This window comes from Caballeronia sp. 11_S32 (genome assembly GCF_056930355.1).
In genome coordinates this window covers 1-25,876 of the sequence record NZ_JBXOWH010000001.1, presented here as the reverse complement: position 1 = coordinate 25,876, position 25,876 = coordinate 1, and the positions used below count along the sequence as shown (strand labels likewise).

24 protein-coding genes and 1 pseudogene are annotated in these 25,876 nt (G+C 60.7%); 6 read left to right on the top strand and 19 right to left on the bottom strand.

The window, feature by feature from the left end:
* Positions 1 to 12: 12 nt before the first annotated feature.
* Positions 13 to 888 carry a LysR substrate-binding domain-containing protein gene (locus AC1Z32_RS00125; protein ID WP_483476690.1) on the top strand — a complete coding sequence of 292 codons (876 nt, stop codon included), beginning with the start codon at positions 13 to 15 and terminating at the stop codon, positions 886 to 888.
* Between the two features lie 555 nt (positions 889 to 1,443).
* Here the strand turns inward: AC1Z32_RS00125 and AC1Z32_RS00120 are convergent.
* The gene (locus tag AC1Z32_RS00120; RefSeq protein WP_483476689.1) at positions 1,444 to 2,598 is read right to left on the bottom strand and encodes a CaiB/BaiF CoA transferase family protein; all 1,155 of its coding nucleotides are present in this window, start codon (positions 2,596 to 2,598) and stop codon (positions 1,444 to 1,446) included.
* Between the two features lie 145 nt (positions 2,599 to 2,743).
* On the opposite strand from AC1Z32_RS00120, the gene AC1Z32_RS00115 reads away from it, so the two are divergent.
* Both AC1Z32_RS00115 and AC1Z32_RS00110 read left to right on the top strand, forming a co-directional pair.
* Positions 2,744 to 3,997 carry an aconitase X gene (locus AC1Z32_RS00115; protein ID WP_483476688.1) on the top strand — a complete coding sequence of 418 codons (1,254 nt, stop codon included), beginning with the start codon at positions 2,744 to 2,746 and terminating at the stop codon, positions 3,995 to 3,997.
* Positions 3,984 to 4,424 (top strand): aconitase X swivel domain-containing protein, encoded by a 441-nt coding sequence (locus AC1Z32_RS00110; protein WP_483476687.1) that lies wholly within the window; start codon positions 3,984 to 3,986, stop codon positions 4,422 to 4,424. The genes AC1Z32_RS00115 and AC1Z32_RS00110 overlap by 14 nt, the downstream gene beginning before the upstream one ends.
* On the opposite strand, the gene AC1Z32_RS00105 is transcribed toward AC1Z32_RS00110, so the two are convergent.
* From AC1Z32_RS00105 to AC1Z32_RS00065, 9 genes are all read right to left on the bottom strand, one after another.
* Positions 4,411 to 5,115: a GntR family transcriptional regulator gene (locus tag AC1Z32_RS00105; protein WP_483476686.1), complete on the bottom strand. Its 705-nt coding sequence runs from the start codon at positions 5,113 to 5,115 to the stop codon at positions 4,411 to 4,413. The genes AC1Z32_RS00110 and AC1Z32_RS00105 overlap by 14 nt on opposite strands.
* A 50-nt stretch (positions 5,116 to 5,165) precedes the next feature.
* Positions 5,166 to 6,401, bottom strand: coding sequence for a metal-dependent hydrolase family protein (locus AC1Z32_RS00100; RefSeq protein WP_483476685.1), 1,236 nt, complete (start codon positions 6,399 to 6,401; stop codon positions 5,166 to 5,168).
* 16 nt (positions 6,402 to 6,417) lie between these two features.
* Entirely contained in the window at positions 6,418 to 7,416 is a 999-nt protein-coding gene (locus AC1Z32_RS00095) for a 4-hydroxyproline epimerase (RefSeq protein WP_483476684.1), read from the bottom strand.
* On the bottom strand, positions 7,413 to 8,315 hold the full coding sequence (locus AC1Z32_RS00090; RefSeq protein WP_483476683.1) for a dihydrodipicolinate synthase family protein: 903 nt from the start codon (positions 8,313 to 8,315) through the stop codon (positions 7,413 to 7,415). Before AC1Z32_RS00090 ends, AC1Z32_RS00095 begins: the two co-directional genes overlap by 4 nt.
* A 21-nt stretch (positions 8,316 to 8,336) precedes the next feature.
* Positions 8,337 to 9,581, bottom strand: coding sequence for an NAD(P)/FAD-dependent oxidoreductase (locus AC1Z32_RS00085; RefSeq protein WP_483476682.1), 1,245 nt, complete (start codon positions 9,579 to 9,581; stop codon positions 8,337 to 8,339).
* Positions 9,578 to 10,888 carry an MFS transporter gene (locus AC1Z32_RS00080; protein WP_483476681.1) on the bottom strand — a complete coding sequence of 437 codons (1,311 nt, stop codon included), beginning with the start codon at positions 10,886 to 10,888 and terminating at the stop codon, positions 9,578 to 9,580. The genes AC1Z32_RS00085 and AC1Z32_RS00080 overlap by 4 nt, the downstream gene beginning before the upstream one ends.
* Positions 10,889 to 11,073: 185 nt before the next feature.
* On the bottom strand, positions 11,074 to 12,762 hold the full coding sequence (locus tag AC1Z32_RS00075; protein WP_483476680.1) for an ATPase: 1,689 nt from the start codon (positions 12,760 to 12,762) through the stop codon (positions 11,074 to 11,076).
* Positions 12,763 to 12,967: 205 nt separating this feature from the next.
* Positions 12,968 to 14,350 carry a sensor histidine kinase gene (locus AC1Z32_RS00070; RefSeq protein WP_483476679.1) on the bottom strand — a complete coding sequence of 461 codons (1,383 nt, stop codon included), beginning with the start codon at positions 14,348 to 14,350 and terminating at the stop codon, positions 12,968 to 12,970.
* Entirely contained in the window at positions 14,340 to 15,017 is a 678-nt protein-coding gene (locus AC1Z32_RS00065) for a response regulator (RefSeq protein WP_483476678.1), read from the bottom strand. The genes AC1Z32_RS00070 and AC1Z32_RS00065 overlap by 11 nt, the downstream gene beginning before the upstream one ends.
* A 170-nt stretch (positions 15,018 to 15,187) precedes the next feature.
* On the opposite strand from AC1Z32_RS00065, the gene AC1Z32_RS00060 reads away from it, so the two are divergent.
* The 3 genes from AC1Z32_RS00060 to AC1Z32_RS00050 are packed head-to-tail and all read left to right on the top strand — an operon-like array spanning position 15,188 to position 17,888.
* The gene (locus tag AC1Z32_RS00060) at positions 15,188 to 16,204 is read left to right on the top strand and encodes an ABC transporter substrate-binding protein (RefSeq protein WP_483476677.1); all 1,017 of its coding nucleotides are present in this window, start codon (positions 15,188 to 15,190) and stop codon (positions 16,202 to 16,204) included.
* 10 nt (positions 16,205 to 16,214) lie between these two features.
* On the top strand, positions 16,215 to 17,003 hold the full coding sequence (locus tag AC1Z32_RS00055; RefSeq protein ID WP_062608324.1) for an ABC transporter ATP-binding protein: 789 nt from the start codon (positions 16,215 to 16,217) through the stop codon (positions 17,001 to 17,003).
* A 24-nt stretch (positions 17,004 to 17,027) separates the two neighbouring features.
* Positions 17,028 to 17,888, top strand: coding sequence for an ABC transporter permease (locus AC1Z32_RS00050; protein WP_483476676.1), 861 nt, complete (start codon positions 17,028 to 17,030; stop codon positions 17,886 to 17,888).
* 65 nt (positions 17,889 to 17,953) lie between these two features.
* Here AC1Z32_RS00050 and AC1Z32_RS00045 read toward each other — a convergent pair whose 3' ends face one another.
* From AC1Z32_RS00045 to AC1Z32_RS00005, 9 genes and pseudogenes are all read right to left on the bottom strand, one after another.
* Complete coding sequence (locus AC1Z32_RS00045) at positions 17,954 to 18,277, bottom strand: hypothetical protein (RefSeq protein ID WP_483476675.1); 324 nt, start codon at positions 18,275 to 18,277, stop codon at positions 17,954 to 17,956.
* Positions 18,278 to 18,538: 261 nt separating this feature from the next.
* Complete coding sequence (locus AC1Z32_RS00040; RefSeq protein WP_483476674.1) at positions 18,539 to 18,796, bottom strand: hypothetical protein; 258 nt, start codon at positions 18,794 to 18,796, stop codon at positions 18,539 to 18,541.
* A 352-nt stretch (positions 18,797 to 19,148) separates the two neighbouring features.
* On the bottom strand, positions 19,149 to 19,391 hold the full coding sequence (locus AC1Z32_RS00035; RefSeq protein WP_483476673.1) for a DUF2750 domain-containing protein: 243 nt from the start codon (positions 19,389 to 19,391) through the stop codon (positions 19,149 to 19,151).
* 102 nt (positions 19,392 to 19,493) lie between these two features.
* A complete protein-coding gene (locus AC1Z32_RS00030; RefSeq protein WP_483478163.1) occupies positions 19,494 to 19,847 on the bottom strand; it encodes a polymorphic toxin type 8 domain-containing protein in 354 nt (117 codons plus the stop codon).
* A 44-nt stretch (positions 19,848 to 19,891) separates the two neighbouring features.
* On the bottom strand, positions 19,892 to 20,503 hold the full coding sequence (locus tag AC1Z32_RS00025; RefSeq protein ID WP_483476672.1) for a DUF8184 family protein: 612 nt from the start codon (positions 20,501 to 20,503) through the stop codon (positions 19,892 to 19,894).
* Positions 20,500 to 20,940: a hypothetical protein gene (locus tag AC1Z32_RS00020; protein ID WP_483476671.1), complete on the bottom strand. Its 441-nt coding sequence runs from the start codon at positions 20,938 to 20,940 to the stop codon at positions 20,500 to 20,502. Before AC1Z32_RS00020 ends, AC1Z32_RS00025 begins: the two co-directional genes overlap by 4 nt.
* Positions 20,941 to 20,949: 9 nt before the next feature.
* Positions 20,950 to 21,113 (bottom strand): annotated as a pseudogene (locus tag AC1Z32_RS00015) (RHS repeat-associated core domain-containing protein); the annotation flags it as partial.
* A gap of 66 nt (positions 21,114 to 21,179) precedes the next feature.
* Positions 21,180 to 21,485, bottom strand: coding sequence for a hypothetical protein (locus AC1Z32_RS00010; RefSeq protein ID WP_483476670.1), 306 nt, complete (start codon positions 21,483 to 21,485; stop codon positions 21,180 to 21,182).
* Positions 21,485 to 25,876 (bottom strand): RHS repeat-associated core domain-containing protein (locus AC1Z32_RS00005; RefSeq protein ID WP_483476669.1); only part of this gene is annotated, 4,392 nt, incomplete at its 5' end. The genes AC1Z32_RS00005 and AC1Z32_RS00010, both read right to left, overlap by 1 nt.

Genomic DNA, 25,876 nt, shown 5'->3' with positions numbered 1-25,876 from the left:
AGCAGTCAAAGCATGTCTGAGCACTTGGAAATCGCGTTGCTTCATGCCTTCGTGACCGTCGCGGACAATCGTAGTTTTACAAGCGCCGGTCATTTCCTTTTCCGCACCCAATCCGCCGTAAGCATGCAGATCAAGCGCCTGGAGACGCTTGTTGGGAAGCGTCTTCTCGACCGAACCGGACGCGACATTCGGCTCACGGAAGAAGGCGAGGTTTTACTCTCCTACGCACGAGAAATGTTGAGGCTGAATCGAGCAGCTCTCGCTTCGCTTGCAGCACTCCCCGTCGAAGGCACCGTTCGAGTCGGCATGCCCGACGACTATGCACAAGTTTACTTGCCGGGAGTGCTGAGTCAGTTTGCATCCTTGTATCCGGGCATCACGCTCGAGATTGTGGGTGAACTGAGTGGCGCGCTGCTGGAAATGACAGAGCGCGGCGAGCTGGACCTTGCGCTGATGACCAGGCAGCCACAACAGGATTCCGGAGACATAGTGGCCTCGATCCCATTGGTCTGGGTCTGCGCACGGGATCGATTCGCCTACCTGCAAGATCCGTTACCGCTTGCTCTCTTCCCGGTTGGTTGTGTCTTTCGCGAACTCGCCCTCCGCGCGCTCTCGGACATCGGCAAGCAGTGGCGCGTGGCCTATTGCGGGCCGAGTTTCGCAGGTGGGGAAATCGCAGTCTCGTCCGGGCTCGCGGTCACGGTCGTCGCCGAGAATATGGTTCCTCCTGGTTGGAGAATACTAGCGGAAGAAGAGGGACTTCCAAGATTGCCGAAGGCAGACCTCGTCCTTCTGAGGGGCCGTACCGAGTTCCCAGCCGCAGTGGAAGCCCTCCATAACTACCTGAAGGCTTCCGTTTGCGACTCAAGCGGAGAGTCGAACAACTGAGAGAAGTATCGGTCTCATCGTTGAGATCGTGTGACCCCGTGCAGGTATCGGCCTGACTATATTGCGCTGTGTTCGCCTCGAAGCCGCGGAGTTCCAATCCGTGACTGACTTTTCTCCGACGGGTTAGTCCGCGTGTCTTCATATAGAACAGCAGATTGCGAGCATAGGCGGGGACCGATTTATGATTTCGGATCCACCTGGACATCCGAAGCACTCCGAAAGCAGTCGTTGATATCACACGGGCGCGAGCCGCCGAAGCGGGTCGAAGATGTGAGCTGACCGAACGTGATATTGGAGTTTCAGTTTCGATGCCTTCATCGTCGGCCATCCGCCAGACTGCTGACGCACAAGCGACACTGCCCGAATGTCGACTAAGGCCGATTACAGCCATACGAGCGGCACTCTAATCTGCCGTCGTAGGCCATAAGCGGGCAGACGACCGCGACGCTACCGATGCTTGACAAGCAGATGAATGCTGGATTTCGGTGCTGAATCGCTCACAGCGCGGCGGCCCTCACCACGACGCCCCGCCGACGGCTCCCAACAACTCCCCCCTCACTCCCCAAACCCCACCCCCTTCCCCCGCAACCCCTCCACGCCCGCCTCCCCAAACCCCCACTCCCTAAGCGCAGCGTATCCCCCTTCCCCCCGCTGCGGCGCAGGCCGCACAATCACCGAAGGCGTCTGAGAAAACCTCGGCGCCGGCGCCGGCTGCACGACCCCGTCGAACTCGACGAAACTCTCCCGCGCCCGATGCTGCGGATGCCCTGGCGCCTCCGAGAACCCAAGCACCGGCGCCACACAAGCATCGCTACCTTCAAACACGCGACACCATTCCTCACGTGTGCGCTCCGCAAACACCGCCGCAAACCGCTCCCTCAAAACCGGCCACCCCTCGCGATCATGCTGCCTGGGCAATCCCGCATCGGCCAAGCCGAGCTTCTCCAGCAACTCCGCATAGAACCGCGCCTCCACCGCGCCGACAGCCATGTAATGCCCGTCGCGCGTGCGATAACTGTCATACCAGGGCGTGCCGCCATCGAGCAGATTGCTCTCGCGCTCCTCCCGCCAGTTCCCTGAAGCAATCAACCCCCACATCGTCGTGCCGAGCTGCGCGGCGCCTTCGATCATCGCGGCATCGACAACCTGCCCCTTGCCACCGCGCTGCACATTGAACAACGCCGCGACCACGCCGAGCGCAAGCAACATCCCACCGCCGCCATAATCGCCGACGAGATTCAACGGCGGCACCGGCGCCTCGCCCGCGCGGCCTATCCCCGACAACACGCCCGACAAAGCGATGTAGTTCAGATCATGCCCCGCACGATCGGCAAGCGGCCCCGTCTGGCCCCACCCCGTCATGCGCCCATACACGAGTCTCGGATTGCGCGCGAACGCGGCCTCGGGACCAATGCCGAGCCGCTCCATCGTTCCCGGACGAAATCCTTCGATGACGATATCCGCCCTCGACATCAGCTCGAGCGCCGCCTCGGCCGATCCGGGCTGCTTCAGATCGAGCGTGATCGAACGCCGTCCACGCCCCGTCAGATTTTTGTGCTTGCCGCTGATCTTCGGCCCGAGGTCGCCGGCCGCGACAGGCCGGTCCACACGCAACACGTCCGCGCCCATATCCGCGAGCAACATGCCGCCGAACGGCGCAGGACCGATCGCCTCGAACTCCAGAACCCGAACTCCGCTCAATACGCCCATGACTGTCTGTCTCCGTTTCGAAAGATATGCGTTCTCGCAGTAAGCCAGACACGCAGACGGGCCGCGCCACCCGCATCGGGTAGATCGTTTCGAGCCGATCCGTTATGCTGGGCCGACATCCACCAGCGCCCGGTCATCGAATCCGATGCTCACACTCTCCCCACGCGACACCGCGATGCTCAACGGCGATCTCGGCGATGGCCTCGCGCTCGCCATGCGTATCGTCGCGGCGACGGCTCGCGTCATGGACGCCGACACGCTCATCGACATCTCGTCCGCTCATATCGACGGCTGTCTCTATCACGGTGCGGCAAGTCTCGATTTCGTCGAGCGCTTCGTCGCGAGCGGCGCGAAGGTTTCCGTGCCGACCACGCTCAACGTCGGTTCGCTCGATCTCATTCATCCGGAACTCTTTCATGGCGACGCGGGCATCGCGAGTGCAGGCACACGGCTCATGCAGGCGCATATCGAGCTCGGCTGCGAAGCGAGCTTCACGTGCGCGCCGTATCAGTTGAAGCATCGTCCGCAGCTGGGCGATCAGATCGCGTGGGCCGAATCGAATGCAATCGTCTTCGCCAATTCCGTGCTCGGCGCGCGCACGAGCCGCTACGGCGATTTCCTCGATCTCGCCGCCGCGATCACCGGCCGCGTGCCGAACGCGGGCCTGCACGTCGCGGCGAATCGCGCGGCGCGCATTGTGATCGCCGCGCCGGACTTGCGCGCATCGCCGCATCGCGATGCGGATTTCGCCGCGCTCGGCTTTCTGCTCGGCAGCGAAGTCGGCGCGACGGTCGCGGCCATCACCGGCCTGCCCGACGACACCACCGAAGACGAGTTGAAGGCGCTCGGCGCGGCGGCGGCATCGAGCGGTTCGGTCGCGCTGTTTCACGCGGTCGGCATCACGCCGGAAGCCGCCACGCTCGATGTTGCTCTACAAGGCGGCGCCCCCGAACGCACGACCTCAGTGAACGCATCGGATCTGCTTGCCGTGCGCAAGCGCTGGAGTCACGCGAAGCCCGGCGATGCGCTCGCCGCCGTGAGTCTCGGCACGCCGCATTTTTCCGTCGATGAATTCCACACGCTCGCCGCGCTCTTCGATAACCACGAAGGCGCGCCGCGCTGCGATGTCTATGTGAACACGAGCCGCTTCGTGCTCTGGCAACTCGAAGAGGAAGGCATTGCGCAGAAGCTTGCGGCGCGCGGCGTGCAGATCGTCGTGGACACATGCACGTACATCACGCCGGTGATGAAGCAGGTGAGCGGCCTCGTGATGACCAACTCGGGCAAATGGGCGCATTACGCGCCGGCGAATATCGGCGTGACCGTGGCGTTCGGCAGCATGAGCGAATGCGTGAGATCGGCGTTCGAAGGAAAGGTGTGCATCGATGAAAACGTTTGAGGCCGTCACACTCGTTCCCGGCCATGCGCGTGCTTCAGGCATCGCGTTGCCGCCGCTCAGCTTCTGGGGCGGCTACGACGCCGAACGCGGCGTGATCGTCGATGCGACGCATGCGGGGCACGGCCAAAGTCTCGCGTCGCGCATTCTCGTGATGCCGCGTGCGCGCGGATCGAGTTCGAGCAGCAGCGTGCTCGCCGAAGCTTTGCGCAACGGCACCGGTCCTCTTGGCATCGTGCTCACGGAGCGCGATCTGATTCTGTCGATAGGCGCAATCGTCGCAAACGAACTCTATGCGTCCAACGTGCCCGTCGTGATGGTCGATGAAACCACGTTCGCGCAGATCGCGTCCGCCGATGCGGCTGCTCGCATCGAGATCGATGCGCGCGATGCATCGAGCGCCGCGAGCGTGCGCCTCATCGCGCCATGATCGTCTCGACGACCGAAATGATCTGCTGCGCTGCCGTCTTCACGTGCTGTTCGAGCAGCTTCGCGCCGAGCTTCGCATCGCGCTTCTTGCATGCCTCGATGAGACTCATGTGTTCTTCGTGCGACTGCTCGCGGATCGGCACCTGCACGACCTGAAAGCGGAAATAGCGGTCGCTGCGGTCGTGCAGCACGCGCAGCATCTGCAAAGTGATATCGCGCCGCGCGGGCAGATAAAGCGTCTCGTGCAGACGCCAGTTCAGCTGCCCCCAGAGGCCCGATTCAGCCTGATCCATTTCCATGACGAGCTTTTCGGCCTTCGCGATTTCGGCAGCGGTGATATGCGGGATCGCCTGCGAAAAGAGCCACGGCTCGAGCCGCAAGCGGATCTCGAATGTCTCCTGCACTTCCTCTATCGATAGCTCCGCGACATACGCGCCCTTGTGCGGCTCCTTCGTCAGCAGGCCTTCGCCGGTCAGCCGCGTGATCGCCTCGCGGATCGGCACGCGGCTCACGCCGAGTTCATCGGCGAGCGCTTCCTGACGCAGCACTTCGCCGGGCGCGAGATCGCCGGAAAGAATGCGTTGCCGGATCGCGGTGGTGACGAGCTCGACCGTCGTCGTGCGCACGATCTTGTGCGTGGATTCGCTCGCGTTCGGCGTTTCCGCGCGAGGCTTTGTGGCGACCGGAGGCATGTGCTTCTTTAGCGCTTATTCGTTGGATTGCGGCATCGTAACATGCACGTTCATAGCAACTTCTCGCGCACCCACACACCGTTCTTCATCACGCCCGCGATGCGCTCGCCCTGCCCTGTCAGCACGCGAATGTCCTTCAGCGGATCGCCATCGACGACGAGCAAATCCGCATACGCGCCCGCCGCGACGACACCGAGCTTGCCCTTCATGTTGACGATCTCCGCGCCATAAGCCGTAGCCTGACGAATCGCCTCGAATGCGCCGACGATATCCGCGCGTATCGATAGCTCATCGTTCTGATACTGATGCATGTCGCCGAGCAAGTCCGTGCCGAGGCCCATCTTCACGCCGCGCTTATGCAGCATCGCGAGCGCTTCGAGTCCGCGTTTGCGCACGGATTCGTTCTTGTCGAGCGTGTCTTGCGCGAGCCCCATCTGCGCGCCGACCTTCGACATCGCGTCATACGTGACGAGCGTCGGCACCGCATATGCGCCGTGCTCGGCCATCACGCCCGCGGTTTCATCATCGATCAAATTGCCGTGTTCGATCGTGCGCACGCCAAGCTTCACCACGCGCGCAATCGCCTTCGCAGTGTATGCATGCGCCATCACATACGTCTGATGCGACTCCGCTTCCTCGACGGCGGCCTTCACTTCATCGACGGAGAATTGCAGGTTGCCGATAGGATCGGTCGGCGAAGCCACGCCGCCCGACGCCATGATCTTGATGTGATGCGCGCCCGCACGCATCTCCTCACGCACGGCCTTGCGCATTTCATCGACGCCATCGACCACGCGGCCAATCGCGCCCATGTTGCGATTGCAGCCGCACGGGTCAGGGTCCGAGTTGTCGAAGCGCTCGCGGAAGTCGCCATGTCCGCCTGTCTGCGACAGCGCCTTGCCCGCGACGAACAGGCGCGGCCCCGCGATGACGCCATCTTCGATAGCGCGCGACAGCGCATAGTCCGCGCCACCCGCATCGCGCACCGTCGTGAAGCCGCGGTTCAGCATGCCCGAGAGAATCGGCACCGCGCGCAACACGGCGAACGTATTCGGCAGGCGGCTGTTGTTGCCGAGATGCGCAACCGAAGCGATCACATGCACATGGCAATCGATCATGCCGGGCATCACCGTCTTGCCGCCGACATCGATCACCTGCGCGCCGCTCGTCTGCACCGGCTCGCGCGTGACTTCGCGGATCGTGTCGCCTTCGATCACGATCGAATAGCGGCCATCATCGCGCTCGTGAGCGACGTCGAGCACGCGTGCGTTCTTCAGTATCAACATGGCGTGATTGCTCCGTTTATTTCAGCAGGAATCCGTGCGCGAGCGGATCGCGGTCATCGACGAAAATCGTGTTGTGGCCCGTCACGCGCGCCCATCCTTCGATGCTCGGCACGATCGCATCGTATTCGCCGACGCGCGCCGCTTCCATCGGAACGCCTTCGAACAAGGTGCCGATAATGCTTTCATGCACGAAGCGCTCGCCGATCATCAACTGTCCCTTCGCGACGCGCTGCGCCATGCGCGCCGACGTGCCCGTGCCGCACGGCGATCGGTCGATGGCCTTGTCGCCGTAGAACACCGCGTTGCGCGCGCTCGCGCCTTCGACTGTCGGCTCGCCGGTCCACATCACGTGACTCAGGCCGTGTATCGCATCGTTTTCCGGATGCACGAACGTGTACTTCTCGTTGGCCTTCTCACGCAGCACGGGGCTCAGGCGTTGAATGTCGGAAGGCTTCAGCGCGTGCAGGCCTTCGTAATTGCGCTGCGGCTCGACGATTGCATAGAAATTGCCGCCGTACGCGACATCGAAATGAATCTCGCCGATGCCATCGACGTCAACGGACAAGTCCCGCGAATGCAGAAACGAAGGCACGTTCACGAGCTGCACCGAATCCACATGCTCGCCATTCATCCGATACCGCGCGACGACGACACCTGCTGGTGTATCGAGCCGCAACACGCCGGGCTCGCGCGGCCGCACGAGTCCATGTTCGATGGCGGTCGTCACGGTGCCGATGGTGCCGTGCCCGCACATCGGCAGACAACCGCTCACTTCGATGAAGAGAATCGCCAGGTCGCAATCGGGACGCGTCGGCGGATAGAGAATGCTGCCGGACATGACTTCATGGCCGCGCGGCTCGAACATCAGCGCGGTGCGTATCCAGTCGAACGCGCGCAGGAAGTGCGCGCGGCGCTCGATCATGCTCGCGCCTTCGAGCGGCGGCGCGCCGCCCGCGACGACGCGCACCGGATTGCCGCATGTGTGTCCGTCGATGCAGAAGAACGTGGACTTCATCGCGAAAGCGCCTTCACGTTGGCGATCGCCTTCTCGACGATCTCGATGGTCCGGCGCCGTTCCTCACCTTCGAGCATCAGGCGCGGCGCCTTCACATATTCCGGATAACCCGCCGTGATGTTCTCCGCAAGTTTTATGTACTGCACGAGCTTCACGTGCGTGTCGAGATGGAACAGGTCTATCAGCGCACGATACAGCGCACGCGCCTTGTCGTATTCGCCATTCACCGCGAAGTTGAGCAGATCGACGGATTCCTTCGGCATCGCGTTCGCCATGCCCGAGACCCAGCCCTTCACGCCGAGCGCGACCGATTCGACGATCAGATCGTCGACGCCGCAGAACACGACGAAGCGATCGCCGAAGCGTGCATAAAGATCGGTGACGCGCGTTGTGTCGTAGGTCTCTTCCTTGATCGCGACGACGTTCGGTTCATCGGCGAGTTGCGCGAGCAGATCGGGCCGCATGTCGACGCCGTAGCCGCGCGGGTTGTTGTAGATCATGAGGCCGAGCTTCGTCGAGCGCGCGATCGACCGATAGTATTCGACCGTCTCGCGATCGTCCGAGCGATACGTAAGGCCCGGAAACACCATCAAGCCCTGCACGCCGATGGCTTCCGCGTCCTTCGCGAATTGCGTCGCGTTGGCCGTGTTCAGCTCCGCGAGACCGGAGATGACGGGCACGCGCCCGTTCACCGTTTCTACGGCGATCTTCAGCACCGTGCGCTTTTCTTCGGGCGTCAACTGCGCGTTCTCGCCGACCATGCCCATCATCACGACGCCGCCCACGCCGTTGTCGATCAGACGGTTCAGACCGTTGACGATCGCGTCGTGATCGAGCGAGCCGTCCTGTTTCAGCTTCGTCGTGACGGCGGGAAATACGCCTTTCCAGTTCACTTGCATGTTGTTTCCTCCGGATGGATCTCAGTGATTGAAGCGTGCGATCGAATAGGGCGTGAGCGGCACGCGCGGCGTGCGGCTCGCGAGCACATCGGCGACGAGCGCGGCGGTCGTCGCCGATTGCGTCAGGCCGAGATGGCCGTGGCCGAATGCATAGACGACGGACGGCATGCGCGGCGACGCCCCGATCACCGGCAACGAATCGGGTGTCGCGGGCCGATGGCCCATCCACTTCTTCGCGTCCGTATCGTCGATGCCGGGAATGAAGCGCTTGCCGAGCGCGAGCAACGCATCGCTGCGCCGATAGTTCGGCGGCGCATCGATGCCCGCGAACTCCGCCGCGCCGCCGATACGCAAGCCGACATCGAGCGGCGTCGCGACAAACTTGCGCTCCGCGAAGATCACTTCGCGCGTGAGTTCGACGCCGTGCTTCGGCAGCGTCGCGTTATAGCCGCGCTCGCTTTCGAGCAACACGCTGTCGCCAATCGACTTCGCCAGCGCCGCCGACCACGCGCCCGCCGCGATCACGATGCGTCGTGCCTTCACGCTCGTATCGTCTTCGAGCAACACGGAATCGGGCGATTCGATCGCGCGCGCCACGCCCGTCACGAAGCGCGCGCCGAGCGCTCGCACGCGCTCACGCAGCAAAGTGACGATGCGGCGCGGATCGCCGATATGCGACCAGTCATCGAGAAACACGCCATGCCGGAACACGGGCGCAAGCGACGGCTCGCATTCGCGCACCTGCTGCGCGTCCAGCGCACGCCAGCGCACGCCGAGCTCGCGCTTGACGGCCCATTCGGCCTGATCGGCGGCGAAGGCTTCGTCGGTTTCATAGACCGTGAGCGCGCCACGGCGATAGTGCATCGCGCTCGCGCCGATATCGTCGAACATCGGGAGAATGTCGTCGTAGACGCGATTGTTCAAAAGCGCGAGCGCATGCGTGATCGCCAGATAGCGTTCCGGTTCGCTCGCGCGGCGAAACGCCATGAACCAAGGCAGCGCCTTCGGCACATGCTTCCAGTCGAGCGCGAGAGGCCCGAGGGGATCCATCAGCCATTTCGCGGCCTTCGTGAACATGCCATGCACGGCGATGGGCGTGCTTTCCGTCACCGCGATGCCGCCCGCGTTGCCATGCGATGCGCGGTCGCCTTCGAAATCGCGATCGATCACGGTCACGCGCGCGCCTTCGCGCAGCGCCGCCCAGGCGCATGCCAGCCCCACGATGCCCGCGCCGATGATGACGACATCATTCATTTCTTCGTTCATTGCAGTGGATCGTGCGCGGTTTCGCGGATCGTCATGACGGTGATGGTGGAAAGGAGCGCGGCGAGCATCACGAAGTACGCGGGCGAAAGCGGCGAGCCCGTCGCCTTGATGAGCGCAATGGAGATCATCGGCGCGAAACCGCCGAACACCGCGTTGGCGATGCCGTAGCCGATCGACATCCATGTCGTGCGGATCTTCGTCGGGAACAACTCGGAGAGCACGGCGGGCCCGACGCCCGAAAAGATGCCGATGATCACGCCGCCCAGCACCTGCACCGCGCCGACGACCGCCGCCGATTTGTATTCCAGCATCAGATGGAAGATCGGATACGGCAGCACGAGAAACGCGATGCAGCCGATGGCGTAGATCGGCTTGCGGCCGAAGCGGTCGGAGGCCGCGCCCCAGAACGGAATCGATGCGGTCATCACGATCAGGCCCGCCGTGTTGAGCCAGAGCGCCGTCGACGAATGAATGCCGACGTACTTCGTCGTGAACGACGGCAGATAGTTGAGCAGCACATAGAGCGAGACCGTCCACACGATCACGAGCCCGCATGCCTGAAGGCCGAGCAGCGCGGGCGCGCGGCCCTTCGCCTTGGGGGCTTCGTCGCTCGCGCTCTGATAGACGGGCGTCTCCTCGCTGCGCTTGCGGATGATCCAGCCGATCGGCCCGATCACGATCGCGCCGACGATGAACGGCACACGCCAGCCCCAGTCGAGCAGCGCCTCCTGGCTGAGCAGCGTCGTCATGAGCGCGGCCGCGCCCGAGCCGAGCAGCATGCCGCCGAGCGTGCTGCATTGCTGGAAGCTGCCGTAGAAGCCGCGCTTGTTCGGCGGCGCCCATTCGACGAGAAACGCAACCGCGTTGCCGAGTTCGCCGCCAACGGAAATGCCCTGCAGCATGCGCGCCGCGACGAGCAGGATCGGCGCCATGATCCCGATCGACGCATACGACGGCAAGAGCGCCATGAAGAGCGTCGCGGCGGCCATCAATGGCATGACGAAGGTGAGCGTCCACTTGCGCCCCTTTACGTCGCCGAGCCAGCCGAAGATGATCGCGCCGAGCGGACGCGCGGCGAAACCGAGGCCGAACGCGCCGAAGGTGCCGAGCATGGCGGCGAAGTCGTCGCCGGCGGGGAACATCACTTTCGCGATGACTGTCGCGAGGAACGCGTAAGTGCCGAAATCGAACCATTCGAGAATATTGCCGACGACCGCCGCCGTGACGGCGCGGCTGGAGGCGGACGAAACTCGTGGGCTGTCGGCGGCGGCGTAAGGGTTCGCAACGGCGTTGGCGCGGTCGGTCATGGTGGCTCCCTCGGTGGCGGTGGGATGCAGCGTCGGACCGATTGTGCGCTCTTCTCAAAATTGAATCAAGGATTTTGGATCCAAAATAAAAGTACGAACGATCACGCCAGGCAGCGCTAAAAAGCACGCAGGCCCCGAAGCTTCGGGGCCTGTCTGGATGCTACTTGCCGCGCGACGATCGACGTTCAGCGCGCCACGATCACGAACGGTGCGGGCCCGCTGTACGTCGAGCCGCTGGTGAATGACCGCAGCCCCAGATCCGTATTCCGGTACCTGCCGTTCGTCCCTTGCTTCAACTGATTGACGGACCAGTTGCCGCTTCGCTCGAGAAGAATGGACTGGGACCTCGGGTCGTACTGGACATGCTCCAGCAAGGCCGACGAAGCCTGCAAGGTCTTCTTGGCTCTGCTCGTCACGTCATAGAGGATGATCGGACTGGGGCTCGTGCCGTTGTCGTCGGCAAAAAGGATTTGCTGGTTGCCGATGGCCGCGAGGAATTTCGGCTTCTTTTCCGGCAGATCGTTCAGCACGCGCGTGATGCCGCTCGCCAGATCCATTTCCGTCAGCCGGCCTTCGCCATTGACCGACGCTGCACTGACAAAGTAGGCCTTTTTTGCATCGGGGGTCACGGCGAATTGATCACCGCCCGCGGCCGGAACAGATCCTCCCGGGTAGCCGCCGACGATGAACGAGGCCGCCAGGTCGATGCGAAGCACTTCGAGCTTCGCCCCCGGCTCGATCGACAGCGCGTAGAGGTTTCCGCCATCGTTGCTGGCCGTTGCGATCCTGACGAGGCTATAGGCTTCCGGCAGCACGATCTGCCTGAGGAGCTTCCCGGAGTCTCCGTCGATAACGCTGACGACGTTCCGGTTCGCCAGATAGACCTGATTTCCGTCCAGCGCGGGTTGAAGGTCATATCCGGTGGTGACGGTGCTCAGTAACGGACCAATGGGCGTGACGTGCAGAACCTTGTTCGTGGCCGTATCGATGGTGGCGAGATCGGTCGATGTCGGGCTTCTTTCCAGAAGCACGTACAGGCGCTTTCCATCCACGCTGGCGAACATCCGATCGACTTGCTTGTAGTCGCCCGTCAGCGAAAGATCGATCGTAGCCTTCGCGGCGCGCGAGGCAAAATCGTACGCCGTCACCTGGGCCGGGGCCTGCGCGCGCGTCAACGTATAGATGGTCTGATTCACTCGCGGAGGCCCGTAGTACTTCTGCGCCATCTCGATGTCGGTGGCGCTCAGCTTGCCGTCACCGTTCCACTCCGGATTGCAGTAGTTCATGATCGATGCGAGATCCCACGGACCGATCATCGTGTCGCCCGAGGTGCCTTGCGCTGGCTCGGTGCATGTCGAAGGCGTGTCGGGCCGGTTCTGCTCGTGCGCGAAGCCGAGCGCGTGACCGAATTCGTGCGCGGCAACCCGGCGAATGCAGTACTCCTCGCGCCCCTGGCAACTCGGGCTCCAGTTCTTGAAGGTGAAATCGAGCGCCATGCCGCCCTTCGCGTTGTTCAGCATCGCGCCGAGGCCATAGGTATGCGGTCCGTTCGTCGCAATGTCCTCGACCGATATCCGTATGCCGTAGTAGTTCGGATCGTTCGTGCATTGCTGCCAGCCGGTGAACTGGGCACCCGAATTCTGCTCCCAGGTTTCCTGAACCGCGAGGCGGCTCCAGTTGCGTTCCGTGGCGTATTGCGCGAAATCGGCGTTGCTCATGTCCCAGCAAACGCCAATGGGAACACGGTCCCAGATGACCGTCGACAACGCATAGCCCTTGGTGGTGGCTACCTGCTGCGCCGCCGATTGGCCCGTCGCGCCCTTTGCGTTCGAAGGGGTGTCGGAGCCTGCATCGCCGCCGCACCCACTGATCAATACTCCTGATGATAATGCCAGAACCAGCGCGCTTATCCTTCGCATTTTCTTCTCCGTTTATCGAGACCATGCAATCCTGCGCATGGCGGAAGGAAGTAAAGTTTCAGCGTGTAATCAAACTGGAAGGTCCATTACAGAGTATTTCCCCGCAAGCTTCAGCCTTTCGGCATGGGGACGTCAATCATTAATTTTCCGTATTGTCGGATCAGAGAGCGCTACAGGACAAGAACGTGGCCGATACGGTCAGCCCGCGCCCCGACTGCTCCCGCGCCCGAAGCCCGATCTCCCCCCGGTGCGCCTGCACGATCTCCTTCGCGATCGCGAGCCCGAGCCCGGTTCCCTCGGTATCGGCCGAAGCGCGATAGAACGGCTCGAACACGCGGCTGCGCGCTTCGGCGGGAATGCCGGGGCCGTCGTCGGTGACGGCCAGCGTCACGCGCTGCGCATCGCGCGCGACCGCGACGGTCACGTGTCCGCCCGGCTGCGTGTAGCGGATCGCATTCTCGACAATGTTGTAGACCAGCGCCGACAGCAATCCTTCATGCCCGATGAGCCAAGCCGACTCGACCAGCTCCGCGCCGAGATCGATCTCACGCTTCTGCGCGAACATCGCGAGATCTTCGATCACATCCTGCGCGATCGCGGCCAGATCGACCTTCTGCTTCGCAAGCTGCGTATAGTCGGCCGCTTCGGCCTGCGCGAGCAGCAACAGCTTGTTGGTGAGACCGACCATCGACCGGTTGCTTCGCTGCATCGCCGCGAGCGCTTCGGAAAGCGTTGGCTCCATCTCGCGATGCTGCCGCGCGAACTGCAACTGCGTCTCCAGCAGCGTGAGCGGCGTGCGCAACTGATGCGCGGCATCCGCGATGAAGCGCCGTTGCGCCGCGACCTGAAGCCCGAGCCGCGCGATGCACTGGTTGATCGCCTCGACGATGGGCCGCAACTCCGTATGCAGGCGCTCGACGCGCAAGGGCTCGAGCTGCATTGGATCGCGATCCATCACGTCTTCCTTCACCTTCAGAAGCGGCCGCAATTCGAACGTGAGGCCGATGCACGCGAGCGCCACCGCGAGCAGCACCATCTCGATCTGCCGCACGAGCTGCGGACGCCACAGTTCGCGGATCATCGCATCGCGCGAGGCCTGCGTCTTGCCGACTGACACCAGCACGCGACGTATCGCGCCGTTGTCGTACATCTGCCGCACGAAACCCACGGCGCGCACCGGCTTGCCGTCCAGATCGGCGTCGTAGTAGTTCGGCGAATCGTGAGCCGTCGTCGCACGCGTGGGGAAGCCGGGCACGCCCGCGAGCAGACGGCCATCGTCGACGCTCACGTTGTAGAAAACCTGATCCCCGTAAGGGGACGCGAACACTTCGAGCGCGGCAGGCGGAATATCGACGAGCAAGCGGCCATCGGACCATTCGACCTCGCCCGCGATCATCCGCGCCGATGCCAGCAGCGTGTTCTCCTGCACGAGATCCGCCGTATGGCGCGCATTGTCGTACGCGGCCTTGCCGGTCACGAACACGTAGATCGCGAGCGGCACGAGCAGCCACCACAGAAGACGGACGCGCAGGCTATTGGTCATCGTCCTTCTTGCGCAGCAGATAGCCGAGCCCGCGCAGCGTGACGATCGCGGCCGAACTGCCGTCGAGCTTCTTGCGCAGCCGCGATATGTATATCTCGAGCGCATCCTCGCTCGGCTGGTCTTCGTGCGTGAAGATCGTATCCAGCAGCGATGCCTTCGACACCGTCTTGCCGAGCCGCAATATCAGCGCTTCGAGCACGCTGCGCTCGCGCGGCGTCACGTTGAGCGGCGCGCCCTTGAGCGTGAACTGATGCGTGTCGATATCGAAGACGAGATCGCCGCACGCGAGCTCATTCGCCGTCGATGACGTGCGCCGCCGGATCATCACCTTCACGCGCGCAACGAGTTCGCGCACTTCGAAAGGTTTGACGAGGTAATCGTCCGCGCCCGCGCCGAGCAACTCCACTTTCTCGTCGATGGAACCGCTCGCGGTCAGGATCATCACCGGCGTCGCGTCGCCACGCTGGCGCATGCGTCGCAACACGTTCTTGCCCGAGAGGCGCGGCAGGTTCAGGTCGAGCAGCACGACGTCGTATTGATTCGTGCGCAGCAGTTGATCGGCGGACTCGCCATCCTGCACGGCTTCGAGCGTGAACGACTCCTGTTCCAGCGTCTTGGCGAGCCAGAGAGAAAGCGTCGGATTGTCTTCGATGAGAAGCAGCTTCATGGTGGCGCGATTGTAGGGCGTCGGCCCGGCGTATGAAGCATCGGGTTAACACCCATGTTTTGCCATCGGCGCAGAAAGCTGGCAGAAGGTTTCGTCTTCCTATAATCGCCGCACACATTCAAAAAAGCGGGCCATTTCTCACGTCACGGCCCACCTCAAGGAGACTCCTGATGCGTACTCTGCGCCAGATCGCTGCTGTGTCCGGTATTGCTTTCGCACTCGCGGCCGCTTCCGTATCCGCTCATGCCGAAAAAATTTCCATCATGGTCGGCGGGGCGACCAAGATCATCTATCTGCCCGCTAAGCTCACTGAACAGCTCGGCTACTTCAAGGACGAAGGCCTCGACGTCGAAATCCTCTCGCAGCCCGCCGGCGTCGATGCAGAGAATGAACTGCTGGCCGGTGCGGTGCAGGGCGTCGTCGGTTTCTACGATCACACCATCGACCTTCAGAGCAAGGGCAAGGAAGTGCAGGCACTCGTGATCTTCGGCCAGGTGCCGGGCGAAGTCGAAATGGTGTCGACGAAGCAGGCGGACAAGATCAAGAGCATGGCCGATGTCAAAGGCAAGACGCTCGGCGTGACGGGCCTCGGTTCATCGACGAGCTTTCTCACGCAATACCTCGCCCAGCGCGCGGGCGTGACCTCGAAAGAATACACGCTGCTGCCGGTGGGCGCGGACGCGAGCTTCATCGCCGCGGTCAAGCAGGAGCGCATCGACGCGGGCATGACAACCGAGCCGACCATTTCGCAACTGCTGAAGACCGGCGAAGCCAAGGTGCTCGTCGACATGCGCACGCTCGACGGCACGCGCGCCGCGCTCGGCGGCACGTATCCGGCATCGAGCTTCTACGTGCAGCGCGCGTGGGCCGAATCGCACAAGACGGATGCGGCGAAGCTCTCGCACGCGTTCGCGAAAACCCTCAACTTCATCGCGACGCATAGCGCCGAAGAGATCACCGAGAAGATGCCGAAGGACTATTACGCGAAGAACAAGGACCTCTACGTGGCCGCGCTGAAGGCCTCGCAGCCGATGTTCACGAAGGACGGCAAGATGCCCGCCGATGGACCCGAGACGGTGCTGAAGGTGCTCGCCGCGTTCAATCCTTCGGTGAAGGGCAAGCATATCGATCTGGCGCGCACGTATTCGAACGAGTATCTGTCGGGCACGGCGACGGCGTCGAAGTGAGGCTTCCACGATGAATCAATCCACTCAACCCGCGATCGAGCTGCGCAACGTTTCGTGCCGCTTCATTTCGCCGGACGGCAAGGCGACCGTCGCGCTGCGCGACTTCAGCATGTCGGTGGCGAAGGGCGAGTTCGTTGCGATCGTCGGCCCGACAGGCTGCGGCAAGTCCACGACGCTCAGCATGATCACCGGCCTGCTCAAGCCGACGACCGGCGAAGTGCGCGTGATGGGCCAGCCGGTCGATGGCATCGATCCGCGCATCGGCTTCGTGTTCCAGGCCGATGCGGTATTCCCGTGGCGCTCGGTACTCGACAACGTCGCCGCCGGCCCGCTTTATCGCGGCCGCTCGAAATCCGCCGCCTATGACGAAGCGCAGTCCTGGCTGCGTCGCGTCGGGCTCGACAAGTTCGGCAAGCACTATCCGCATCAGTTGTCGGGCGGCATGAGGAAGCGCGTCGCGCTCGCGCAGACGTTCATCAACAAGCCCGAAATCCTGCTGATGGACGAGCCGTTCAGCGCGCTCGACATGCAGACGCGCACGCTGATGCAGGACGAATTGCTGCAACTGTGGTCGGCGAATGCGGGTTCGGTGGTGTTCGTCACGCACGATCTGGAAGAAGCGATCGCGCTCGCGGATCGCGTGTTCGTGCTGACGGCGCGCCCCGCGACGCTCAAGAAGGTCTACGAGATCGACTTGCCGCGTCCGCGCATCACGTCGGAGATTCGCTATCACCCGCACTTCATCGAGATATCGCGCGATATCTGGCACGACCTGCGCGAAGAAGTGCAGATCGGTTGAACCTGCACCAAAGGAACATCAAACATGTCCACGCCTCAACAAGCGATGCCCTCGGGCATCGACCCCACCGCGCTCGCGCAAGTCGAACGCGAAGCGCAAAGGCGCATCAAGCAGCGCAATGCGCTCGTGATCGGCCTGCGCATCGCGGTGCTCGTGTTCGTGCTCGGCGGCTGGGAACTGTCGGCTCGTCTTCACTGGATCGATCCGTTCTTCTTCTCGATGCCGTCCGCGATCTTCGATCAGATCGTCGAATGGTTCGTCGACGGCACTTCGCAAGGGCCGCTCCTCACGCAAGTCTGGGTCACGCTCGAAGAGACGGGGCTCGGCTTCATCATCGGTTCGGTGGCGGGCGTGTTCTGCGGCATCGTGCTCGGGCGCAACAAGCTGCTGTCGGATGTGTTCAGCATCTACATCAAGATCGCCAATTCGATTCCGCGCGTGGTGCTCGGCTCGGTGTTCGTGATCGCGCTCGGTCTCGGCATGGCGTCGAAGGTCGCGCTTGCGGTCGTCATGGTGTTCTTCGTCGTGTTCGCGAATGCATTCCAGGGCGTGCGCGAAGCGGACCGCTATATGATCGCGAATGCGCAGATTCTCGGCGCGTCGCGGCGTCAGGTGACGACTTCGGTCGTGATTCCTTCTGCGCTGTCGTGGATTCTCGCGAGCCTGCACGTGAGCTTCGGCTTCGCGCTGGTCGGCGCGGTGGTCGGCGAGTTTCTGGGTTCGAAGCAAGGCATCGGCTTGCTGATCTCGACAGCGCAGGGCGCGTTCAATGCAAGCGGCGTGTTCGCCGCGATGATCGTGCTTGCGGTCGTCGCGCTCGCGGCGGATTATCTGCTCACGGCTGTGGAGCAGCGTCTTTTGAAGTGGCGGCCCACGGTGAACTGATGCGCTGAACGGCGCGCTCGAAGACAAACCCCACGCGCTGGCGTGGGGTTTGTCGTTTCTGGCGCTCAACGCAGGCCGACTTCCTTGGCCTTGGCGACGCTGCATCCCGCGTGTTCCGTGTACACGACGCGGCTCTTGTTGTTGTAGTAGATGGCGTAACGATCGGCGCCGTGCTTGCCGAAGCCGTATTCGGTGCACTGGGAGTGCCACGGTCCCCAGTTTCCGTCGGGCGGACCGAGACTGTCTTCGACATCCGCCCGCGTCATGCCGATCTTCACGCGGCTCATGTATTCCTGCGGATCGGGATCCTTGACGAAGCTCGAACAGCCGCTCAGGCCGATCACCACGCAGATCAGGGTTACCGCGCTAGACACTTTCAATTTGGGCATCGCTTCAGACTGGGCAAAAGGTTTGAAGCTATCGGCAACGGAGGGGTGGTGCAATCAACCTGGTCTTAATTTGATAGGCGGGGTCGCGGCACAGGGACATCGCACGGGGCGGCAATCGTCATCGTGCTCACACCGCTTGTTGAACACTGCGGCTTGTGATTACCGCTGAGTAGACAAGCAAAGGGCCGCTTTTAGCGGCCCTTCGTTCAAGAGCGGAATCGAAATCCATCTTCGTGTCGGAAAACAGATTTGGCAAAGCCCCTACTCAAAATATTCATGCTTCATATAATCAGACCATCCATACTCAACAATATCGACATCAGTCGCACGAGAAGATTTCAAATCAAAGCCCAAAAAAACCTTGCTTTTATCACCAACCTCGTCCTTGTTGACCCATGCCGACTCACATTCATCACATTGCAGAAATAGACCCTGGCTATCCTGACGTTTTCTAATAACAAGCCGCCCTTGGCCGCCGCATTTTGGACACACCTCGCACCAGTAATACTTAGCAACCATCGATTCCTTATTCCTCTGGATAACCCGTGATTAATTTATTTGTATCTCTACGAACAAATATTCTCACTTTAGTAAGTACCGAGCCCGTATCGCGATCATAGCCAACAGGGTGCTTCATATCTACCAAAAAGGAATCTGCCACCATATCAGATTTCGAACTAGACGAACAAAGGGCCGCTAAGCAGCCCTTCCAAACATCATCAGTGATTCAATACAAATCAGTATTTACTGCACTCGATAGTAAGGTCCCTCAAAAAATCATTAGCCTTGACCACTGGTGTATCCGATCTTCCATTGACGTTGAAGACAATTCAAATATTATCATGGGCCAGTCTCGGAAGAAGATCATCCATCAACTCATCGAGAAATATTTCCTTCGGAACAGGACTCGAATTTTCTTTTGAAACGCAAAGTCCTTCGCAGGCCAGATAGGGAAAATCAGATTTCCCTCGTCGTCCGCTAACATTGTCCAACCATCCTCGTATAAGCCCCAAGCTTCTTCCCAATCAACAATTTTCTTCACGGAAAATTCGTACCGACTCTTCCGGCTCGATGAAAGTAGCTTCTCAATTTGCACTTTATTCAGTTTCAGCATATCTCTCACCGTTATCCTTCAAGCGTTTCTTCGAGTGCGGCCGCGATCAAACATCCCTTTTTACTAGACCGCTTCTTATTTTTCTTGCCGTGGTCATCGTACCTATGTTGGGGTTTGATGCAGCTTTGTCAAGTTCAGGTCAGTGAAGCTATAGTCGAAACCCTTTGCAGACTCATAACCACGCCAATGAGCCATATCAAATCCTGGAGGAACGCGAATCCTGCTTTTTACGTTTCCTCGCTTATTTTTGCTCTTTCCTTCAATTGCATTAATCTCTTGACGAATCCAGCCCCTAACGTAGCTAGGTTGCTTGGGATCGTTAGCGATGTCTCGTAGCCGCGCCTGTCTTCCCGCAGTCGATCTAGCTAGACCGAGGGGATCTATCCATCCGAACGCGTTCGGCGCATAACCATATTGATTGATACCGCCGTTTAGTCCGATCGGATCCTGACTGATGAAGATGCCGGTCTGCGGATCGAAATATCGGTGCCGGTTATAAATCAGCTAGAACACCTCAATAAATCCCCTACCATCTTTAGCAGCAACGGTTGCAGATCAAATCCACACCTAAATTCCGCCCCTTTTGTTTTTATCAAAAGATCATTCCTAAAAATATCAACCATCTTGATTTTCAGCTTTCCCCACGGATTCTTTCTTAAGAAATATGCTTGCCCTGACTCGGAGATAATACTTAAAGAATCCATAAGCTTCCCACTCATATCCCGCTTCAGTATAAAAACCTTACTCAAATGATCATCTCTAAACTCTATCGTCACTCGATCCATATCAACCAAATAATCTTGTTTTTTTAGTTTTTTCTCAGTCAAAAAAGAAAACAGTAATCTGGTAAAATCATAACTTCCTCGAACATCAAAGCTTTCAATCTTCCCTCGGACCTCAGAGTCGAAAGACATATTTGTCAAATCATCCGAAATAGCGAGATTACGTATCCCGTACAAAACATGATCTCCATATGGATTCCTGTTTATCTCAAATTCCATCGACTGAAAATTGAATCGGAGATTCACCCCAACAAAGATCTTTAAAATCTTCGCTTGTGGGATATATTCAAAAGCAGCACTCGTACTATCTATCTCGGTTCGCGACATCATCTGAAAGCTCCAAGATCTTTCAAAGCTTTCCACATTTTATTTCTACGAGCTGGCGAAGTAGGAGCCGACCCAATTATTTCTTTCATCCGCTTTGACGCCTCACCAAAGTTAGAAGCAGCTATTGTAATTCGTCGCTTTTTCGCTTTTGCACTATTACACTCAAGCGTTACACTAGCGGCACCATGCGCTTCCAATTGATCAAAAATGTCGCTTCTGCATTGCCCACAAATAGGCGCCGGAAACCAACCACCAGGGCGACAATTTCCTTCTACGCCATCAATAACGATGTGCTCGCCCCCAATCCCTCCTCGCCTTCCAGCTAAATCGTCCAACCCTACGATTTCGGCATACCTGCCAGTCTTTGAATCACTGGAATAAATCTTTCTATTTGACTTGCGTGATCCTTTTGCATATTCGCTAGCACGTGCTCCGTTCATTTTGCCCAATCCCAAAGGATCGAACCAATTCAAGACATTGGGAGCGAATTGATAAGAATTTTCTCACCGAGCAGTCCAATCGGATCTTGACTAATGAATATGCCGGTCTGCGGATCAAAGTACCGATAGCGGTTGTAGCAGAGGCTCGACTCCCGATCGAAGTACTGCCCCTGGTAGGCTTGTGATTACCGCCGAATAAGACAAAGGGCCGCTTTCGTGGCCCTCTCAATAACAAAAAACTACAAACTACAAACAAAGATCTTCAAATCTTCCCTCCATTTATTCGACGAAATTTTACTAAAATAAAGTCTCTTTAGCTGATCTCTGTCTTCCACATACAGAATATCCGCCAATTTTCGAGTCCTTCCGCCAAAATCATCAAATAAATAAAAAATTAGTTCAATCGCGTTTTCCGACCAAGCTTTTTGGATATTCCAAAAAACTCTCTCGTCATCAACATAAAACAAATCGTCACTTTTGCTGGAAACGATCCAGCCTGATCTTTCCAGGGCATCCTTAAGTTCGATCATCCTCGCCATGGTCATCACAAACTCTCCCAGAAATTCTTCGGGGGTGTAATGCCGCTGTTTCTAAAGCCTGCGCCAAGTTTCTCTTGAGTAATCGGTGAACTTTCTTTCGACCAAGTATCTATCGAAAGAATTTGACCCCTCTTATCTGTGATGGTAAGGCTGTAACTATCCTCACCAATCTTCCGAACATGATACCCTGCGTCAGGATATTTTCCACCCTTGAGCTTTATTCCATCAGAAATATTCTTTTTGCCGCGCTCCAGATATTCTTCCGGCGACAAGTTGGAATGTCGGAGCGCGTGATCCTTGAGCCCTGAATCACCAGCAATGAATCTCCGTCTTTTCTTCCATCTTGGCGACGCGCATTTTTTCTTTTTCTTTAAACCAAGAGGGTCAATCCATCCGAAGAAGTTTGGCGCGAACTCGAAAACATTCAGGCCACCCAGCAGTCCAATCGGATCCTGAGATATAAATATCCCGGTATCCGGATCGAAATATCTGTGCCGGTTATAGTGCAGCCCCGACTCTTGATCGAAGTACTGACCCATGAGTCGAATCGACTGCTCAACCTGCTGGGTCTCTAAGTAGTCAACGCCACCGGCAACGCCATAATGCGCCTCCCAAACGATCTCGCCTGCTTCGTTTCGGAGTCGGCTCGGCGCACCATTGGGTTCATTCTCGTAAAAGAATAACCCCGTCTCAACCACCTGCCCACTACCCGCGCCATCCGCCTGCCGCTCCAACCCCTGCATCGCCAGCGGCTCGAAGCCGCCTTCATGATACGCATAGAACCGAGCCTGTCCAGCACAGGCCGGCGCCTCGCGCACCTCGCCCACCATCACATCGCCGTCCCACAGGAAGTGCGTGCGCGAACCCTGCTCGCGATGCGTCCTCCCCGCGATGCGCCCCTCCGCCGCCTGCTTGCCGATCCGTCGCCCCAGCGCATCGTAGCGATACGTCCAGCGCTCGTTGGACGTGTTCTCGAACCGCGCCAAGCGTCCAAACTCATCCCACTCGAAACGCTGCACGCCCAGCTCGCGATCGTGACGCTCGGTCAGTTGCCCCGCCGCATCCATCCACCAATGCGCGCCATCGGCCTGACGCAGTTCGCGCCCGTCCCGATCCTCGCGCACCGTGCGGAAACGATCGCCCTGCGCGTCGTACACGAAGTGACGCACGCGCTCGGCCGGATCCGTATGCGCGACAATCCGCCCCAAGGGATCGTAGCGATACCGATCCACCCCGAGCCGGCTATCGCTGCGCGTCACCAGATTGCCGCTCGGGTCGTACTCGTACGCCACCTGCGCATCGCGCTGCCCCGCCGCCCTTGCCGTCTGCCGTGCAAGCCGTCCCGCGCCGTCGTACTCGTACAGCTGATCGAGTTGCGCGCTCAGCCGCAGCCCGCTCAGCCGACCCGCCATGTCATGCGTGAAGCGAATCGGCTCGTGCGCGCCGATCTTCAGCGTTTGTACCTGCCCCAACGCGTCGTAACCGTACGTCAGCGTTTGACGATACGCCGCCTCGCTCGCCGATGAACGCAATTCACGCCGCTGCGTGACCAGTTCCCCGGCCGCGTCGTACACGTATTCCACCGTGCCAAGCGTCCCGTCTTGCTGCTGCGTCTCGCAGGTGATCCGGCCATCGACGTCATACGCGCGTGCCACCACGCCATGCGCATTGCGCGCTTCGATCAACTGCCCGCGACGGTTGTACGCATATTCCTCCACCGCGCCGCTGTCCGCGCTTCGACGCGTGATGCGCCCGAGCGGATCGCACGCGATCGCCAGCACCGTGCCCAGCGGATCGACCGTGCGGCTCAGGTGGCCCGACGCATCATATGCATAGCGCCGCGACTGCCCGTAGTAGTCGATCTCCTCGATCAGCCGCCCCGCCGCGTCGCGCCTGAGCTGCCAGGTCTGGCCCAGCGGATTGCTCACGCCGATGAGCTGCTCTTCCGTATCGTAGTGATACCGCGTGAGGCTGCCGTCCGGGTCCGTGCGCGTCTGCAACTGCCCTTGCCCGTAGTAGCCAAAGCGCGTGATCTGCCCCGCTTCATCCGTGTAGCGGATCAGATTGTCCTCACGGTCGTACTCGCAGCGCACCTGCCGCCCGCCCGGAAGTTCGCACGCCACCAGGCGGTCCTTCGCGTCCCACACATAACGCGTGGACTCCTCGCCGGGCGATTCGCGGCGCAGCAGATTGCCACGCGCATCGTGCGTGAAGCGCGTGATGCGGCCCAACGCATCGCTCAGGCTCGACAGGTGGCCGCAGCCGTCGTAGTCGAGCGTCGTGGTGCGCCGCGCGGCATCGGTGACCTGCCGGAGCTGGCCGCGCGCATCGTAGGCGAAGGCCGTTGCGATACCCGAGGGCGTCGTCTGCGCGATCAGGTTTCCCTGCGCATCCCATGACTGCTGCCACTCGCCGCCTTCGGGATCGGTGATCGACACCGGACGATGATCCGCGTCGTACTCCGTGCGCACCACCGTGCGGTCCGCCAGCCGATGCGTCAGCAGATTGCCGTACGCGTCGTATTCCCACTGCGTGGTGTGGCCGCCGGGATCGACTTCCGCGATGGTTCGCCCCTGGCTGTCGTACTGGTAGCTGCGCACGCCGCCCAATCCGTCGATGCGCGCCACCGGCCACTGCTGGTCGTTGTACTGCAGCACCGTCACATGCCCGAGCGAGTCGGTGAAGCGCGTCTCCAGATGCGCCAGGTCATACTCGAAGCGATAGTCGTACAGGCCGCCATCGCCCCACGCGTGATCGACGCGCCAGATGCCGTCCACATGGCGCGTGTGGTTGTAGTAGAACGACAGGCCGTTGCGGTCCGTGTGACGCACCATCTGGTGCGGGCCTGCGTACTCGAAGCTGTAGGGCACGTCGTGCGCGTCGCGCACCGCGCCCAGGTTGCCCTGCTCGTCCTGACGATACGTCGCCAGTGGGTGCGTGCCGCCCTGCGCATCGCGCAAGACCACCGCGCCGATGCAGCCCCTCACGCTGCCGGGGCCGGCGAGCACTTCGCGACCCGTCGGCTGCTCGCCGCCATGCTCGATGAAGCGGATCGACAGGCTGCCGTCGCGCGGCTCGACACGCCGCTCGATGTGCCACGCGTTGCCGTTCAGATCCGACAGGCGCGCGAGCGGCAGGCCGAAGGTGCGGCCCTCCGCGACGCTCGGCACGCGTTCGCGCCACTGCCGAGGCAAGGCGAACGCGTACTCGATTCCGGCGCGGGTGCGGATACGAATTTCGTCATCCTCAATAAAGAGGGCATGCCCATGCTGGCGATCGTAGACACGCTCCGTCCAGCCCGACTGCGCAGGCAGTTCGTCGAACGCCGTGGCGTGATCCGCGAAATACACCGCCGCGCCAAACTGCGCGCCTTCTCGCACCAGCTCGAGACGAATGTCGGCCGGACTGCGCCAGCCGTGACCGAGCGCGCCCGCGAAATCGTCGTGGCTGGCGTAATAGCGGTCCCACACCAGCGGCAATCGGCCCTCGACCGTGAAGTCGTTCTGCTGCACCACGACTTCGCCGGTGATCGAGTTGACCGGCTCCGCGTCGAAGATCACGCACTTGATGAAGCCCGACGGAAACTTCGCGAACAGCTTCTTCGCGAGCTTCGAGCCGCGAAACGCCTTGAAGAGCGCAGCGGCCACCGCCATCATGTTCATCACGGGCGGCCCGCCCACGAGCACCGGACGCTCGGCCGGGATCGGCAGCATCACCGAGGTGGGCAGCGACATGTACTTGCGGTCGGTGTGCGCGCTGTTGTGCGACATCGGCAGCATGCCCGCGCACCAGCAACTGAGCGCGGGCAGCGCGAGAAACGACATCGGATCGCCATTGGCCAGCACCGTGCGGCTGCCCATGAAGGATTCGGAATCCTGCGACGGGCCCTTCGCATCGGATGCCGCGAAGCTCGCGCCCAGTGGGAAATGCAGACCCGGCACGTGAAACGTGTGGGTGCCGGCGGTCGCGCGCAACATCCCGTTGATGAAGATCGGCGCGCCGCCCCCGCCCTGGCCGACGTTGCCGCCCAGCGCGTCGTTGAGCTTGTTCTGCAGCGCGTTGAGCTTGTTCATCGCGCCCATGCCGGCCTGCACGGCGTCGTTGCTCATGACGGCGTTCACCGCGCCCATGCCCGATTGCACGAGATCGCTGCGCATGAGCTGCTCGATCTGCTGCTCGTGGGCCTGCACGAAGGCCTCGGCCTGTTCCTCGACGAAGCTGAACACGATGCTGCCGATGACCGCCATCGCCGCATTGACGTATTCGCGCAGATCGAGCACCACGCCCACGTGCGGATGCGGCAGCGGAATGGGGCTGGGCGCCGGCGGCACGATCACCATGTGGACGTCGATTCCGACCACCGGCGTCAGGTGGTTGACTGCCAGCATCGACATGAA

Excerpts from the sequence above, each read along its gene's own strand:
- AC1Z32_RS00025 (WP_483476672.1), bottom strand. The coding sequence starts at position 20,503 with ATGATGTCGCGAACCGAGATAGATAGTACGAGTGCTGCTTTTGAATAT.
- AC1Z32_RS00120 (WP_483476689.1), bottom strand. The coding sequence starts at position 2,598 with ATGGGCGTATTGAGCGGAGTTCGGGTTCTGGAGTTCGAGGCGATCGGT.
- AC1Z32_RS00070 (WP_483476679.1), bottom strand. The coding sequence starts at position 14,350 with ATGACCAATAGCCTGCGCGTCCGTCTTCTGTGGTGGCTGCTCGTGCCG.
- AC1Z32_RS00065 (WP_483476678.1), bottom strand. The coding sequence starts at position 15,017 with ATGAAGCTGCTTCTCATCGAAGACAATCCGACGCTTTCTCTCTGGCTC.
- AC1Z32_RS00085 (WP_483476682.1), bottom strand. The coding sequence starts at position 9,581 with ATGAACGAAGAAATGAATGATGTCGTCATCATCGGCGCGGGCATCGTG.
- AC1Z32_RS00080 (WP_483476681.1), bottom strand. The coding sequence starts at position 10,888 with ATGACCGACCGCGCCAACGCCGTTGCGAACCCTTACGCCGCCGCCGAC.
- AC1Z32_RS00020 (WP_483476671.1), bottom strand. The coding sequence starts at position 20,940 with ATGAACGGAGCACGTGCTAGCGAATATGCAAAAGGATCACGCAAGTCA.
- AC1Z32_RS00125 (WP_483476690.1), top strand. The coding sequence starts at position 13 with ATGTCTGAGCACTTGGAAATCGCGTTGCTTCATGCCTTCGTGACCGTC.
- AC1Z32_RS00055 (WP_062608324.1), top strand. The coding sequence starts at position 16,215 with ATGAATCAATCCACTCAACCCGCGATCGAGCTGCGCAACGTTTCGTGC.
- AC1Z32_RS00090 (WP_483476683.1), bottom strand. The coding sequence starts at position 8,315 with ATGCAAGTGAACTGGAAAGGCGTATTTCCCGCCGTCACGACGAAGCTG.
- AC1Z32_RS00045 (WP_483476675.1), bottom strand. The coding sequence starts at position 18,277 with ATGCCCAAATTGAAAGTGTCTAGCGCGGTAACCCTGATCTGCGTGGTG.
- AC1Z32_RS00050 (WP_483476676.1), top strand. The coding sequence starts at position 17,028 with ATGTCCACGCCTCAACAAGCGATGCCCTCGGGCATCGACCCCACCGCG.
- AC1Z32_RS00100 (WP_483476685.1), bottom strand. The coding sequence starts at position 6,401 with ATGTTGATACTGAAGAACGCACGCGTGCTCGACGTCGCTCACGAGCGC.
- AC1Z32_RS00105 (WP_483476686.1), bottom strand. The coding sequence starts at position 5,115 with ATGCCTCCGGTCGCCACAAAGCCTCGCGCGGAAACGCCGAACGCGAGC.
- AC1Z32_RS00010 (WP_483476670.1), bottom strand. The coding sequence starts at position 21,485 with ATGACCATGGCGAGGATGATCGAACTTAAGGATGCCCTGGAAAGATCA.
- AC1Z32_RS00110 (WP_483476687.1), top strand. The coding sequence starts at position 3,984 with ATGAAAACGTTTGAGGCCGTCACACTCGTTCCCGGCCATGCGCGTGCT.
- AC1Z32_RS00115 (WP_483476688.1), top strand. The coding sequence starts at position 2,744 with ATGCTCACACTCTCCCCACGCGACACCGCGATGCTCAACGGCGATCTC.
- AC1Z32_RS00095 (WP_483476684.1), bottom strand. The coding sequence starts at position 7,416 with ATGAAGTCCACGTTCTTCTGCATCGACGGACACACATGCGGCAATCCG.
- AC1Z32_RS00035 (WP_483476673.1), bottom strand. The coding sequence starts at position 19,391 with ATGCTGAAACTGAATAAAGTGCAAATTGAGAAGCTACTTTCATCGAGC.
- AC1Z32_RS00040 (WP_483476674.1), bottom strand. The coding sequence starts at position 18,796 with ATGGTTGCTAAGTATTACTGGTGCGAGGTGTGTCCAAAATGCGGCGGC.
- AC1Z32_RS00060 (WP_483476677.1), top strand. The coding sequence starts at position 15,188 with ATGCGTACTCTGCGCCAGATCGCTGCTGTGTCCGGTATTGCTTTCGCA.